Here is a 14,983-nt window from a genome sequence, read left to right as displayed (position 1 = left end):
CCGCAGTCGTGACGAAGCACGAGGAGACCGTAGTGACCGATATCGTGACAGGCAAGCCGGACCGGATGGTCTCGGTGCGCACGTTGTTTGGCATCGACTCAAGCTTGATGGTGCCGGCCTTCAGCGAGCGCGACGACCACGTTCCGGAAATCGACGAGGTATATCGCTTCAATCCAGAAGTGACGCTGGCGATTCTCGCCGGCTTCATGCGCGAGCGCCGCGTGATGGTGCAGGGCCTGCACGGCACGGGCAAATCCACGCATATCGAACAGGTCGCGGCGCGCCTGAACTGGCCCTGCGCGCGGGTGAATCTCGACGGCCATATCAGCCGTCTCGATCTGGTGGGCAAAGACGCCATCATCGTGCGCGACGACGTGCAGGTCACCGAGTTTCAGGAAGGCATCGTGCCGTGGGCGCTGCAACGGCCCATGGCGTTGATCTTCGACGAATACGACGCAGGCCGTCCCGACGTGATGTTCGTGATCCAGCGCATTCTCGAGCGCGACGGCAAATTCACGCTGCTCGATCAGAACCGCGTGATTCATCCGCATCCGTATTTCCGCTTGTTCGCTACGACCAACACGGTCGGCCTCGGCAATCTGAACGGGTTGTACCACGGCACGCAGTTGTTGAACCACGCGCAACTGGACCGTTGGAATGTGGTCGCCACGCTCAACTATCTGCCGCGTGCCGAGGAAGCCGGCATCGTGCTGGCGCGTGTGCCCGAACTCGCCGACGACACCGGCCGCGCGCTGATCGAGTCGATGATCAGCGTCGCGGAACTGACGCGCAAAGGCTTCGCTACGGGCGATCTCTCCACGCTGATGTCGCCGCGCACCGTGATCGACTGGGCGGAAAACTGCCAGATCTTCCGCGATCCGGCCATGGCGTTTCGCCTGACCTTCGTCAACAAGTGCGACGAGGCCGAACGGTCCATCGTGGCCGAGTATTTCCAGCGCTGCTTCGATAGAGAACTGGAAAGCACGGCGGAGCGCGAGATGCGCTCGACGGTGCCGCAATGACGCCTGCCGAGCGGCAAGCCACACGCCGCGCTGAACAGCGTCAGAATCTGTGCGCGGCGGCGGTGCGCGCATTGACCGGCGACGCCGAGCTGCATTACCGAGCCGGCCGTTTGTACCGTGGCCTGCGTCCGGTGCCTCTGCATGCGCCGCATCTGCGCACTGACCCGCAACTGGATGATGTGCGTTCCTTGCGCGGTGCCGCGGACGGCGCAGCATTACGCCTCACGCATTCCGACGCGAATCTCCACGCGAGTCTATGTCCCACTGAACAGGCCGAGCCGGTCGAGCGACTCCTGTTCGAACTGTTCGAGCAGCTACGTTGCGAAGCGCTTGCGCCGGCCGGCATGCCCGGACTCGCGCAGAATCTGCGTCATCGTTTCGAAACATGGTCGCGGGCTTTCTATCGCACGGGACTGACCGATGGCCACCTCGGCATTCTGCTTTACACGGTGGCCCAGATAGTCTGGTCGCGTCTGTCGGGCTGGCCGGTGCTGGAAGAAACAGAAGGTCTGATTGAGGCCACGCGCGCCGCGATTACGCCGACCTTGGGCGTGCCGCTCGCGGCGCTGCGGCGGCATAGAATGGAGCAGGGCGTGTTTGCACTTCATGCGCTCGAATTGGCCCGTCTTGTCAGCCAGATGATGCGTGACGCGCGGGCGCAGTCCGTCGAAGATGCAGAAGCCCAAGCGCCGGAAGATGACGAAGCCGTGCGCGCCATGTTCGCACTCTGGTTCGATACCGACGACGGCGAGCAGGTCGACATGGGTCTCGCCGCCACCGGCGAAAGCCGCGTGCTCAGAGATGCCGAGCATCGCTACCTGGCGTACACCACGCGCTATGACCGTGAGTTCGTGCCGGGCTCGCGCATCCGCAGCGAATTGCTGGCGCAATACCGCGACCAGCTCGACAAGCGTATTGCCGCGCAGCGCATCAACGTGCCGCGGCTCGCGTATGCGCTCAAGGCCGCGCTTGCCGTGCCGCAGCGCGACGGCTGGTCGTTCGGTGAAGAGCACGGCCGTATCGACGGCCGGCGTCTGTCCCAACTGGTCAGCTCGCCGGCCGAGCGGCGCCTGTTTTTACTCGAACGGCACAAGCCGATTGCTGATTGCGTGGTGAGTTTTCTCATCGATTGTTCGGGGTCCATGCGAACCTATATCGAGCCGGTGGCGATGCTGGTTGACGTGCTCACGCGCGCGCTCGATCAGGCGGGGGTCGCGAGCGAGGTGCTGGGCTTCTCGACCGGCGCCTGGAACGGCGGCCGTGCGCGGCAAGACTGGCTGGCCGGCGGCCGGCCGTCGCATCCGGGGCGGCTCAACGAGGTCGCCCACCTCGTATTCAAGGACGCGGCGACTAGCTGGCGGCGAGCTCGCGCCGACATCGCGGCATTGTTCAAGGCCGATCTGTTCCGCGAAGGCGTGGACGGCGAAGCGGTCGACTGGGCCTGTACGCGGCTGCGCGCGCGTGCCGAGGCGCGGCGGATTCTCGTCGTGATTTCAGACGGCAGCCCGATGGACAGTGCGACCGCCCAGGTCAACGACGCCTACTACCTCGACAATCATCTGAAGCAGGTGGTGGCGCGCAACGAAGCCGCGCGCGATGTCGAGTTGCTGGGCCTTGGCGTCGGACTCGATCTCAGTCCGTATTACCGCCGTTGCCTCGCGGTCGATCTGTCCACGCCGCCTGACATGCCGCTGTTTGCCGAACTCGTCGGCTGGATCGGCGCGCGGCGCTAGGGCGCGTGTGTCCGCGGCATCTTAACGGAGCAACTGCTGCAACGCATGCAGGATCAGCGAGCCGCCGATCACTACCAGAATCGCGTACGCGATGCGGCGTGTCATCACACCCGACAGCGGCGGCGGATACTGCCGCGCGACGAGCGTCATTAGCGCGACGACCGGGACCGCGAACGCGGCCTGCATCCAGATATCGGCGTCGAGTTGGCCCTCATACGCGCTGAACAGCGTACGAGTGATCGAAGTCACTGTGAAGATCAGAATCAACGCGTAGCGGATCTGCATGAGCGAGAGCGGCTGGCGATAGAACTGAAAAATCAACGGTGGCCCGGATACGCCGAACATCCCGCTCAGCAGACCGCCGAACAGGCCGCTCACGAAGAAACTCCGGTCGCCCGAGCGGCAAGCGAGCGGCGCCGGCCGCAGCGCCGCGCTTAAGCCGCCATACAGCACCACGGCGCCCAGCAGCAGTTGCAATACGCTGGAAGCCGAATTGCTCAACAGATCCAGCACCAGCACGCCCGCCACCACCGACGGCAGAATGCCCAATGTGGCGGCGCCCACCGCGCGCCAGTCGATGTGATGCAGTTTGCCGGGCAAGGCGGCTGCGCTGTTGGCGAGCGTCACAAGACTGAGCAAAGCGGCGAGACTCGTCACCGGCGCCAGGTCCAGGCCGCTGGCCGCGCCGATCACGATCATGCTCAGACCGAAGCCGGTGATGGTTTGAAAATAGCTCGCGACGCCCATCAGCGCGAGCAGGGGCAGCAACTTCTGAACGATCATGAACGAGACGGCGTGAGGAGGGCGTCGGGATGCGTGAGCGCGGCTTGCGCCTGCACCGCGGTGACGGCGGTGACGTAGTAGATGTCGTCCGCGCTGCAACCGCGCGAGAGGTCGTTGGCGGGCTTGCGCAGGCCTTGCAGCAAGGGGCCGATCGCCTTCGCGCCGCCGATCCGCTCGGCCAGCTTGTAGCCGATATTGCCCGCCTCAAGACTCGGAAACACCAGCACGTTGGCGTGGCCTTCAACTTGCGAATGCTTGACCTTGCGCAGCGCGATTTCGGAGACGATGGCCGCGTCGAGTTGAACGTCGCCGTCGATTGCGAGATGCGGGCGGCGTTCCTGCACGATGTGGGTTGCGTTGACCACTTTGTCGACTGCCGCATGATGCGCGCTGCCGCTCGTCGAAAACGACAGCATGGCCACGCGCGGTTCGTCCATCAGCAGGCTTTTTGCGCTGTCCGCCGCGGCCATCGCGATCTCGGCGAGTTGGGCGGCATCGGGCTCCACCACGAGTGCGCAATCGGAAAAGATCAGGCCACCTTTGAGCGTGTGGAACGGCTCGCACAACATCATCAGAAAGAAGCTCGAGACGAGTTTGAATGAAGGCGCAATGCCGATGATCTGGATCGCGGTGCGCACCACGTCGGCGGTGGTGTTGACCGCGCCGGACACGGAACCGTCGGCGTGGCCGAGGCGCACCATCAGGTTCGCGAAGCACAAAGGGTTGAGGATTTCCTTCTGCGCCTGTTCGAGCGTCATGCCCTTCTTGCTGCGCAATGCGAACAATTCGTCGGCATATAACGTTGCGAGTGCCGAAGCGGCGGGGTCCACCAATTCCATACCGTTTAGATCGATGTCGAAGCGGGCGGCGGCATCGCGGATGCGCGCGGCGTCGCCCACCAGCAGAATGCGCGCAATGCCTTCGCGGCTCGCGCGTTGCGCGGCCTGCAACACGCGCGGGTCCTCGGCCTCGCTTAGCACGATACGCATCGGCGAACGGCGCGCGTGTTCAATGATGCGGTTGATGGCTTTCATAAGCGTGGCCGATTGCAGAGGTAGTGAGATCTGGAACGAAGAAGCCGGCGACAGCGCGCGTGAAAAGAATGCGCGCTGTTTCCGGCCGGTGAGCGCGGCGGCCTCGGTCCGCTTGAACACGGAGGCCGCCCGCGCCGCATGACACGCTCAGACGTAGTCCTTGTACTTGTCGAGCATGCGCACCGGCTTGGAGAGCGCGTCGCGGCGGAACGGGTCGCCCAGTTCACGCGTACACATGATCTCGATGATGGTGGTCTTGCCGTGATTCATCTGCGCGTCGATCGCGCGCTTGAGCGCCGGGCCCACATCTTCGAGACGATCCACCACGATGCCTTCGGCGCCCATCGCGCGCGCAATCGCCGCAAAGCTCTGGTTGTCGAGTTCACCGGCAACGAAGCGGCGGTTGTAGAAATCCACCTGGTTCTTCTTCTCCGCGCCCCACTGGCGATTGTGGAACACCACTGCCGTCACCGGAATGTTGTGGCGCACGCAGGTCATGGTTTCCATCAGGCTCATGCCCCATGCGCCATCGCCTGCATACGAGACGGCCGGACGATGCGGCGCGGCAACCTTCGCGCCGATGATGGTCGGAAACGCGTAGCCGCAATTGCCCCAGCTCATCGCCGCGAAGAAACTGCGCGGCTTGTTGAAGCGCAGATAGCTGTTGGCCACCGAGTTGATGTTGCCGATGTCGGTCGAGACCATCACGTCTTCAGGCATGGCCTTTTCCAGTTCGCGCAGCACCTGGCGCGGATGCAGATAAGCGCCGCCGCCGGGCGTGCGTTCGTGCTTCTGCTCCTCGATCATGTCGAGGCTGTAGGCGTCGCGTTCGTGCGTCCAGTCGTCGAGTTCTTTTTCCCAGGCGGCTTTCTCGGACGCGATCTGAGCGCCCCGTTCCTCGCGCGTGGCGTCGCTTGCGAGCTTGCGTCCCGCAAGGCGTTCGGTCAGCGCGACGGCGGCGGCCTTCGCGTCGCCGCAGATGCCCACCGAAATTTTCTTCACCAGGCCGAGCATCTTGTGGTCGGCATCGATCTGGATGATCTTTGCGTTGGTCGGCCAATAGTCCATGCCGTGCTGCGGCAACGTGCCGAACGGTCCGAGGCGCGAGCCGAGCGCGATCACCACGTCGGCGCGCGACAGCAGCTTCATCGCTGCCTTCGAGCCCTGATAGCCGAGCGGGCCGCACCACAGCGGATGGTTGGCGGGGAACGAATCGTTGTGCAGATAGCTGTTGACCACTGGCGCGTTCAACCGCTCAGCGAGCGCCTTGCATTCTTCGATCGCATCGGCCATCACCACGCCGCCGCCGGAAATGATCACCGGGAACTTGGCTTGCGCGAGCAGTTCAGCCGCTTCGTTCAGGCTTTGCTCACCGCCTGCGCCGCGATCGAGACGCTGCGGCTGGGGGATTTCAACCTTGACCTGACCGTAGAAGTAATCGCGTGGAATATTCAACTGGGTCGGTCCCATCTCCGCCATCGCGCGGTCGAAGCAGCGGCCCGTGAATTCGGCCATACGCGCCGGATGGGTGACGTGGCCTTGATACTTGGTGAACTCCTGGAACATGGGCAGTTGTTTGGCTTCCTGGAAGCCGCCCAGACCGATGCCCATGGTGCCGGCCTCCGGCGTGACGATCACGACCGGGCTGTGCGCCCAATAGGCCGCCGCGATGGCGGTGACGCAGTTGCTGATGCCGGGGCCGTTCTGGCCGATCACCACGCCGTGACGTCCCGAGACGCGCGAATAACCGTCGGCCATGTGACCGGCGCCTTGCTCGTGCACCACCGGAATCAGACGGATGCCGGCGGGCGCGAAGATGTCCATGGCGTCCATGAAGGCGGAGCCCATGATGCCGAACATATCGGTCACGCCGTTGGCCGCCAGGGTTTCGACAAACGCTTCCGACGGCGTCATGGCCTGCGGGCCGCTGGCACGGTTGTCGGCGGTAGCGTCACGCGGGGAAGGATTCTGCTCGCTCATGGGGTGTCTCCAGCTCTTTGAGATAAATGGAACAAAAAATACCGAAAAATGCTTGGTGTCTGAAATGTAGGCCAGTGGTTTCCGTCAGTCAACCAAAATTCAAATAAATGGAACGTTTTGTATCAAAAAAATGTGCTGTTTTGCGGGTTGCAGCTTGCGCCGTGGCAGCGGTGGCCGCTTACGGCCTTACTGCCACGGCAACGAGTACGTCTTGACGTTGGTGAAGCTCTTGATCGCTTCCTGGACACCTTCCTTGTAGCCGAGCCCCGAATCCTTGATGCCGCCGAACGGCGTCAGTTCGAGCCGGTATCCCGGCACCTCGCGCACGTTCACGCTGCCCACCTCCAGCTCCGCGACAAAGCGCGTGATGTAGTCGAGCCGGTTCGTGCAGACGGACGAGGACAGGCCGTAATCGGTGGAGTTGGAGAGTCGGATCGCTTCGTCGATATCGCGGAAGCGGATGACCGGCGAAACCGGCCCGAAGGTTTCGTAACGAACGAGCGGCATATCCGGCGTGACGTGATCGACCACGGTCGGCGAATAGAGCGCGCCGCGGCGCACGTTGCCGAGCAGCAGCTTCGCGCCGCGGCTCACGGCGTCGTTGACTTGCGCTTCGAAGAATTTCGCGGCGTCTTCGTCGATCACAGTGCCCATGTCGGTGGCGGGATCGGCCGGGTCGCCGTAGCGTATCGCGCGGGTCTTCTCCACCAGCAGTTCGACGAAGCGGTCCGCCACCGCTTCATGCACGAGCATCCGCTTGATCGCGGTGCAGCGCTGTCCCGAGTTCTTGTACGAGCCGGAAACGGCCAGCGTGCTCGCTTCGTCGAGATCCGCGTCTTCCATTACGATGATCGGATCGTTGCCGCCCAGCTCTAAAACCGCGCGCCGATACCCCATTGTGTTCGCGATGTATTTGCCAATGGCGACGCCGCCCGTGAACGTAATCAGGTCCATGTGCCGGTTCGTGATGAGTTCGTCGGCGATGTCTTTGGGGTCGCCCGTCACCACCTGGAGCATCTGTTGCGGCAGGCCGGCGCTGTAGAGAATATCGGCGAGCAGGCAGGTGGACAGCGGCACCTTTTCCGACGGCTTGACGACGATCCGATTATTGGTCGCGATGGACGGCACGATCTTGTGCGCCACCTGGTTCATCGGATGATTGAACGGCGTGATCGCGCAGATCACGCCGAGCAGCGGTTCGCGCTGCGTGTAGACGCGGCGCTGTTTGCCGTGCGGTGTCAGATCGCAGGAGAAAATCTGGCCGTCGTCTTTCAGCGCTTCATTGGCGCCGAAGACCAATACGTCGCTGACGCGGCCGGCTTCGTAGAGCGAATCTTTTTTGCAGAGCCCTGATTCCGCGGTAATCAGGTCGGCGATTTCGCCGGTCCGCTCGCGCACGATATCCGCCGCGCGTCGCAGGATCTGTGCGCGCTCATAGCGTGTGAGTTTGGCGCGATACGCGTGCGCGTATTCGAAAGCATGACGCACGTCGTCCACGGTGGCTTTCGGAACGGTGCCGACCAGTTCGCGCGTAAAAGGGTTGAATACTTCGATGACCTCGGCGCGCGTGACCCTTTCACCGCCGATGCGCATGGCTTCGTGCCGAATTGCAGTAGGTATCCGTGGTTTGAAGATGGCGTTCACGCGGCCCCCTGGCTGGATTGACGATGGTGGAAGGTAAATGTCGTACCGTTGAGGTCGATAGTGCCGCTGGGCACGCCCGTGGGGTAGAGCCAGCGTGGGGGAGTCGCTGAGTCCAGCGCCGTGTCACGACGTGACGCAAAAAAGAAAGGGCCCGAAGAAGGGCCCTTGTCAACGAACTGAACTGCGGTGCAGCCTCGTCAAACCTTCCCTTTCCAAGGCACCAGCACGCGCTCGATATAACGCATCAGCAAATCGAAGCACAGCGCAAAGAACCCGATCACGATGATCCCCATGATCACTACATCGCTCGCGAGAAATTCCGCGGCGTTGAGCACCATGAAGCCGAGGCCGCTGGTCGAGGCGACCATTTCGGCGGCCACCAGCGTGGTCCAGCCCACGCCGATGCCGATCCGCATGCCGGTAAAGATCTCCGGCATCGCCGACTTGAGGATCACGTACAGCACCACTTGCGTACGCGAGGCGCCCATCGAATACGCGGCGTGAATCTGCTCGATCGACACCGACCGCACGCCTGCGCGGGCCGCGATTGCGAGCGGCGCGAAGATCGCCAGGTAGATCAGCAGCACCTTCGAGAATTCGCCGATGCCGAACCAGATGATGATGAGCGGCAAGTACGCGAGCGGCGGCAACGGCCGGTAGAATTCGATCGGCGGATCGAACGCACCGCGCGCGAAGCGCGACACACCCATCATCACGCCGACGGGTATCGCCGTGAGACAGGCGAGTGCGAACGCGCCGAACACCCGCAGCAAGCTGATGCCAGTGTGCTGGGCGAGCGTCGAATTGGCGAAGCCTTCCGTCGCTACATAGATGAACTTTGCGTAGACGGCCTGTGGCGATGGCAGGAACAGCGGCTTGATCCAGTGCAGATTGGTCGCCGCAAACCAGAGCGCAAGGAACGCGGCCACGGTGATCAGGCTGGTGGCGACGCTGCTGCCTTGTCCCGGTACGCCGAACGTGTCGCCGGGCCGGGCCGGCTTCTTCGCGAGCATACGAGGTCCACGGCCCGGTCTGCGGGGCGGTCGGACCGGCGTGTTCGTTTCCATGGGCGCGACCTCGCCGTGCAACACGGCATGAGCGGATTTAGAACTAAGCATGAGCGACTCCCGCCTCGGCGCCGTGCATCTTCTCGTCGCCGTAAATGATGTTGAGAACCTGCTCGCGCATCGCGATGAAATCGGGACTCGATTTGATCGCCCGTGCGTCGCGCGTTTCGAGAAAACGGCGATTGAAGTCCAGTTCGTAGGTATGCGTGATGCGCCCGGGACGCGGCGACATCACGATCAGCCGGCTCGCGAGGAACAGCGCCTCCTCCACGCTGTGCGTGATGAAGAAAAACATCTTGTTGGTCTTCTTCCACACGTCGAGCAGAAGCTCCTGAATGGTCTCGCGAGTGAGCGCGTCGAGCGCGGCCATCGGCTCGTCCATCAGCAGCATCGCCGGATCGCAGGTGAGCGCGCGGGCAATGCCGACGCGCTGCTGCATGCCGCCGGAGAGCTGATAGATCATGTGCTTGTGGAAGTCCTGCAAGCCGACCAGCGCGAGATTGCGCACGGCGATTTCGCGCCGCTGCGCGCGCGGCACGCCTTGCAGCTTGAGGCCGAATTCCGCGTTGTCGATCACGTTGAGCCACGGCAATAGCGCATGCTTCTGGAACACCACGCCGCGGTCCGCCCCCGGCCCCGCGATGGGCTCGCCGCCGAGCAGCAACTCGCCGCGGCTCGGCGCGATGAAGCCGGCCATCAGCGATAACAACGTGGTCTTGCCGCAGCCGGATGCGCCCAGCGCGACCACGAAGTCACCCGAGCGGATCGTCAGGTTGATATCGTCGAGCGCCTGCACGGTCTGGCCGGGGCGCCGCCCCGGAAACACCACGCTCACGTTTCTGACTGTCATGTTTTCCATGTTGCCTCCTGATCTCGCGGATCACGGTTACGTCATTTGAGTTGCGCGGCGGCTTCGGCATAAGCCGGTGTCACGAATTTCGAGTAGTCCGGCAACACGGTGCCGATCTGTTTCTGGCTCTTCAGGAACTCCGACGTGTCCTTCAGTGCGAGCGCGGCGCGGCTCGTCGTACCGCCGCCCAGCCATTGCGCGGATGCCTGTTCGCTGACCGTGGGGAACGCGTACAGCGACAGCGACGCCGGCACTTCCGCCGGCGAGCCGCCGATCATCTTCGCGATGGCGGCCGCTTGCGGTGAGCTGGCATTCCATTGCGACGGATCGTTGCGGTACTGCTGGTCGGCGTCGGCGATCGCCTTGACGAGTTTCACCATGAAGTCCTTATGTTCCTCGCCCCATTTGCGATCGACCGCAATGCCGTCGAAGGTCGGCTTGCCGAGCTTCGAGAGGTCGCCGGAGGTAATCAGCACCTTGCCGCTTTTCTTCAATTCGGCGAGCGCGGGGTCCCACACATAGGCGGCGTCGATGTCGCCGCGCGACCAGGCCGCGACGATCTGATTAGGCTGCATGTTGAGAATCTTCAGGTCAGACGGATTGATGCCCCAGTGCTGCAGCGCGAACATGGTGTGATAGTGGGTCGTCGACACGAACGGCACGCCGATGGTCTTGCCCTTCAGGTCCGCCGGCTTCGTGATGCCGGAGCCATTGCGCACTACCATCGCTTCGGCCTGGTTGATGTTGTCGAGAATCCAGAAGAGTTGCAGATCGAGGCCCTGGCTCACGGCGGCGGCGAGCGGGCTGGAACCGATCACGCCGACCTTGACGTCGCCGGATGCCAACGCGGTCGCCACTTTTGCGCCGGACTCGAACTGCCGCCAGTTGATCTTGTAGCCGGTGGCCTTTGCGATCGACCCGTTCGCGATGCCGACCACCCACGGATCGACGATCTGCTGGTAGGCAATCGTGATTTCCTTGTCCTCGGCGTGGGCGGGCGTCACTGCGAAACACGCCGTGGCGGCGCAAACCAGCGACAGGATGCAACGTGCCGTCCGATGGAACCACGGCCGTAATGTCGAGTTTTTATGGCGTTTCATAATAGGTCTCACAATAGGTTTGATCAGCAGGTTTGATCAGCGGGTTTCAACAGCGGCTGTCGGTGGAGCATGGAACTCGTATGACCACGACGGGTGCTTGTCCCAATCGCGTTGGACGGGGTGAGTCGAGTATCGTCAGTAAAAAATAGAGCAAGTTAGTGCCAGACGGCGCCGATCGTTGAGTCCACATCGGCGCGTCAAGCCGTTCTGGCCGGCCCGCGCCGTCGCCGCTCACGCGGCAGAAGGCTCTCACGTGCAGCGCCGGCGTGACTGGCGCGGCTCGTTCACTTTCAGGAGGTAGCATGTCTAGCCGTACAGCGACGGCCCTTTGGACGCAGCGTTTCCAGCGTCCGAGCGACTCGAACATGAGCCTGCAAGGGCAGATTCGCCAGATGCTGGTGGCTGCGATTCTGGACGGCCAACTGCCGCCGCAGACCGCGTTGCCGTCCAGCCGGGAACTGGCCGATCAACTGAGCGTCGCGAGAAATACGGTCGTGCTGGCGTACCAGCAGCTCGTGGAGGAGGGCTATCTGATTTCCCGCGAGCGCAGCGGGCACTTCGTCAATCCGGCGATGCTGGAGGGACGGCACGGCTTCAAGGCGGCGCAGACGCTGCCCGGCAGCGAGCAGGAGCACGCGCCCGCGCGCCCCGATTGGGGCCAGCGCGTGCAACGTCGGCCGTCCGCGCAGCGCAATATCGTCAAGCCGGGCAACTGGCAGGATTACGAATATCCCTTTATCTACGGGCAATTCGACCAGTCGCTCTTTCCGACTAACGACTGGCGGGAATGCTGCATGAAGGCGCTGTCGGTGATGGAGATCCGCAACTGGGCGCCTGACCTGATCGGCCGCGACGACGACACGCTGATCCAGCAGATCCGCACGCGCGTGCTGCCACGGCGCGGTGTGTTTGCGATGCCGGACGAGATCGTCATCACAATCGGCTGTCAGCAGGCCTTATATCTGATCGCCGATCTGCTCGCGCGTGAGCGCACTGCGGTGGGATTCGAAAACCCGGGCTATCCGGACGCGCGCAATATCTTCGAGAACCGCAACGCGCAACTCATACCGCTGCCGGTCGACGAGGGTGGCGTGCGCCCCGTCGAAGACGCGCACCTGTTCGCCCAATGCGACTATGTCTACGTGACGCCGAGCCACCAATGCCCGACCACGGCCACCATGCCGATCGAACGCCGGCATGCATTACTGGAACTGGCGCAGAAGCACGACTTCGTGCTGATCGAAGACGACTACGAGAGCGAGAACAACTTCTCGGGCCTGCCGCATCCGGCGCTCAAGAGTCTGGATAAGGCTGACCGCGTGATCTACATCGGCAGTCTTTCGAAGACGTTCGCGCCGGGCTTGCGGCTCGGCTATATCGTCGGTCCGCGCGAACTGGTGCAGGAAATACGCGCGTTGCGCCGGCTCATGGTGCGGCATCCGGCGGCGTACATTCAGCGTGCGTTCGCAACGTTTCTCTCGCTCGGCCATCACGACGCGCTGCTGCGCCGATTGGCGCACGCTTATCGCGAGCGCGCGCTGGCGCTGATGGCGGCGCTCGATACGTACCTGCCCGAAGCGCGCCACATCCCGATCACGGGTGGGGCGTCGTGCTGGGTGGAAGGTCCGCCCTGGCTCGACGCCGTGCGTCTTGCCGACGACGCCGAACAGCACGGCATTCTGATCGAACTGGGCGGCGTGTTCTTCATGGACGGCCTGGAGCAGAAGAACTGCTTCCGGATGGGCTTCTCGGCGATCAAGCTCGACAAGATCGACGCCGGCGTGCGCCTGCTGGCCGAACTCGTGCGCAAGCAGAAGCCGGCGCTTTAACCGCGTCCGAAGTCAAAGACGCGCGTTAAGAGCGCCAACGCATCAGAAGGTTGCCGCGAGTTCCCTGGCGGCTTCCTGAAGGCGCGGCACGAATTCGAGCGCGCGCGAGAGCGGCGCGCGCGAAACCGGAGCATGCACGGCGATCGCCGCGATACAGGTGCCGTTCGCATCGACTACGGGCGCCGCCACGCACACGATGCCGGCCAGAAACTCTTCGTTATCGATTGCGATGCGCTTGTGCGCGGTGCGGTCGAGTTCCGCTTCCAGTAATTCCGGATCGGTAATGGTGTTTTGCGTGAAGCGTTCGAGCTTCAGCGCGCGCACGAGCGCCGAGCGCTGTTCACGCGGCAGCATGGAGAGCAGTAGTTTGCCGCTCGCGCTGCAATACGCGGGGACATGTGAACCGGGTTTGAGATCGAGGCGCAGCGGCCACGGCGCTTCCATGCGGTCGAGGTACAGCACCTCGGTTTCATGCAGCATGGTGAGATTGCAGGTCTCACCGAGATCGGCCACCAGACGCGCGAGGATCGCATGACGCAGGCGCCGCGCGCCGGAATGCATCACCACGCCCAATGCGAGCTGCGCGAGCCGCGGCCCGATCACGTACGCGTTCTTCTGGCCAGGCTCGCGGATCACCAGACCGCCCGCCTCCAGCGAAGCCAGCATGCGATGCAGCGACGCCTTGGGCAATGCGACATCTTGCGCGATGTCGGCAAGCGAAACCGGGCCGTCCGCGTTGACGAGGTGTTCGAGCAACGCAAACGCGCGCAGCGTCGGAGTGTCCGCTTTGGTCATGCCTGCCGTTCCGGAAAATGGATCGGCGTCATTGTACAACTCGGCTTCGGGTCGTCCGGCCTTGGCGCCGCGGGCCGGGGACTCTGCCGTGTCTAACGGATCGCTCATGGGAAAGGCCTCAGCGCTCATGGTACGGATGCTCAGTGGAAGGGCCGGCGGATAACAGCGGGGCGAGCTTCAGCGCCGCGTCCTTGAGCCTCGGCACGGCCTTCAGCAGGTCGTTCAGACTCGCGCGCGCGGTCGGCGCGTGAATCGCCAGCGCGGCGAGCACGTGCCCATTGCCGGCATCGCGCACCGGCACCGCGACCGCCACCATGCCGCGCACCAGCTCCTCGTTGTCGATGCCGACCCCGCGCACCGCGAGCCGGTCGAGTTCCGCTTCAAGCAGATTCAGTTCCGTCAGCGTGCTCTGCGTTCTGCGCTCCAGCGTCAGCCGCGCGAGAACGGGACGGCGCTCGGCCGGCGGCATCTGCGAGAGAAACAGCTTGCCGCTCGCGGTGCAATGCAGCGGCACGCGCGTGCCGGGCTGCAGATGCAGGCGCAGCGGCTCGGCGGTCTCCACGCGCTCCAGATAGAGGACAGTGTCGCGGTCGAGCGCGGTGAGGTTGCAAGTCTCGCCGAGCGCATCCACCAGTGAGCGCAGCACCGAACGGCAGGCTCGCCCGAACGTGTTATTCGACAGCGTGGTGAGCGCGAGCTGCGCCGCCTTCGGGCCCAGCGTGATGCCGCGATCCGTGCCGCGCGAATCGGGCAGATGCGTTACGTAGCCCTGCACTTCGAGCGATTCGATCAGCCGCATCAGCGTGGCCTTGGGAATGTGCAGGCGCAGCGAGAGTTGCGAAAGCGAAGACGGCTGTCCCGCGGCCGCGAGCTGCTCGAGCACGGCCAAGGCGCGCAGCGCCCGTGAATCCTCGGCGAGAGGTTCACCGCGTGGGGACGAGCAGGTTGCTTGCATACGCTTCCTTGCGATCGATCAGTGGCTGTCCAGCGTCCGCGTACGTTGCGCGGGCCGGCCGGTCATTTCCGAAAGTGAAACAAAAAGCGCTGTTTCTGTTTCAGATGAGCCGATAGTAGCGGGAATTTCTTGATCAGGAAACGGGCTGAACATAAATTTCAACGAAACATACCGTTTTTTATAAAACATGC

The 14,983-nt window shown here is 63.4% G+C and carries 12 protein-coding genes; 3 read left to right on the top strand and 9 right to left on the bottom strand.

All coding sequences use genetic code 11. The features are described from left to right. Positions 1–32: 32 nt before the first annotated feature. Positions 33–1,022 carry an AAA family ATPase gene (locus B0G71_RS28170; protein WP_116145890.1) on the top strand — a complete coding sequence of 330 codons (990 nt, stop codon included), beginning with the start codon at positions 33–35 and terminating at the stop codon, positions 1,020–1,022. Then, entirely contained in the window at positions 1,019–2,755 is a 1,737-nt protein-coding gene (locus tag B0G71_RS28165) for a cobaltochelatase CobT-related protein (protein WP_116145888.1), read from the top strand. The genes B0G71_RS28170 and B0G71_RS28165 overlap by 4 nt, the downstream gene beginning before the upstream one ends. 21 nt (positions 2,756–2,776) lie before the next feature. On the opposite strand, the gene B0G71_RS28160 is transcribed toward B0G71_RS28165, so the two are convergent. The 7 genes from B0G71_RS28160 to tauA form a co-directional block, all read right to left on the bottom strand. Then, entirely contained in the window at positions 2,777–3,538 is a 762-nt protein-coding gene (locus B0G71_RS28160) for a sulfite exporter TauE/SafE family protein (protein WP_116123224.1), read from the bottom strand. Beyond that, positions 3,535–4,572, bottom strand: a complete 1,038-nt coding sequence (pta, locus tag B0G71_RS28155; RefSeq protein ID WP_116148943.1) for a phosphate acetyltransferase — start codon at positions 4,570–4,572, stop codon at positions 3,535–3,537. Before pta ends, B0G71_RS28160 begins: the two co-directional genes overlap by 4 nt. Positions 4,573–4,719: 147 nt before the next feature. Continuing rightward, the gene (gene xsc / locus B0G71_RS28150; RefSeq protein ID WP_181196469.1) at positions 4,720–6,552 is read right to left on the bottom strand and encodes a sulfoacetaldehyde acetyltransferase; all 1,833 of its coding nucleotides are present in this window, start codon (positions 6,550–6,552) and stop codon (positions 4,720–4,722) included. A gap of 186 nt (positions 6,553–6,738) precedes the next feature. Further along, on the bottom strand, positions 6,739–8,196 hold the full coding sequence (gene phnY / locus B0G71_RS28145; RefSeq protein WP_258875674.1) for a phosphonoacetaldehyde dehydrogenase: 1,458 nt from the start codon (positions 8,194–8,196) through the stop codon (positions 6,739–6,741). A gap of 197 nt (positions 8,197–8,393) precedes the next feature. Next, positions 8,394–9,209, bottom strand: coding sequence for an ABC transporter permease subunit (locus tag B0G71_RS28140; protein WP_241974999.1), 816 nt, complete (start codon positions 9,207–9,209; stop codon positions 8,394–8,396). A gap of 97 nt (positions 9,210–9,306) precedes the next feature. Next, entirely contained in the window at positions 9,307–10,122 is an 816-nt protein-coding gene (locus tag B0G71_RS28135) for a taurine ABC transporter ATP-binding protein (RefSeq protein ID WP_116123225.1), read from the bottom strand. A 32-nt stretch (positions 10,123–10,154) separates the two neighbouring features. Continuing rightward, a complete protein-coding gene (gene tauA / locus B0G71_RS28130) occupies positions 10,155–11,213 on the bottom strand; it encodes a taurine ABC transporter substrate-binding protein (protein ID WP_258875673.1) in 1,059 nt (352 codons plus the stop codon). A 302-nt stretch (positions 11,214–11,515) separates the two neighbouring features. On the opposite strand from tauA, the gene B0G71_RS28125 reads away from it, so the two are divergent. Continuing rightward, positions 11,516–13,042, top strand: coding sequence for a PLP-dependent aminotransferase family protein (locus B0G71_RS28125; RefSeq protein WP_116145883.1), 1,527 nt, complete (start codon positions 11,516–11,518; stop codon positions 13,040–13,042). A 42-nt stretch (positions 13,043–13,084) separates the two neighbouring features. On the opposite strand, the gene B0G71_RS28120 is transcribed toward B0G71_RS28125, so the two are convergent. Then, positions 13,085–13,837 carry an IclR family transcriptional regulator gene (locus B0G71_RS28120; protein WP_116148939.1) on the bottom strand — a complete coding sequence of 251 codons (753 nt, stop codon included), beginning with the start codon at positions 13,835–13,837 and terminating at the stop codon, positions 13,085–13,087. 118 nt (positions 13,838–13,955) lie between these two features. After that, positions 13,956–14,792, bottom strand: a complete 837-nt coding sequence (locus tag B0G71_RS28115; RefSeq protein WP_116145882.1) for an IclR family transcriptional regulator — start codon at positions 14,790–14,792, stop codon at positions 13,956–13,958. Between the last annotated feature and the right edge of the window lie 191 nt (positions 14,793–14,983).

Origin of the sequence: Paraburkholderia sp. BL27I4N3, assembly GCF_003386115.1 — a bacterium.
In the GTDB taxonomy this organism is placed as follows: Bacteria; Pseudomonadota; Gammaproteobacteria; order Burkholderiales; family Burkholderiaceae; genus Paraburkholderia.
Note: the sequence above shows the minus strand (reverse complement) of the source record. Positions and strands in the feature narration are given on the sequence as shown.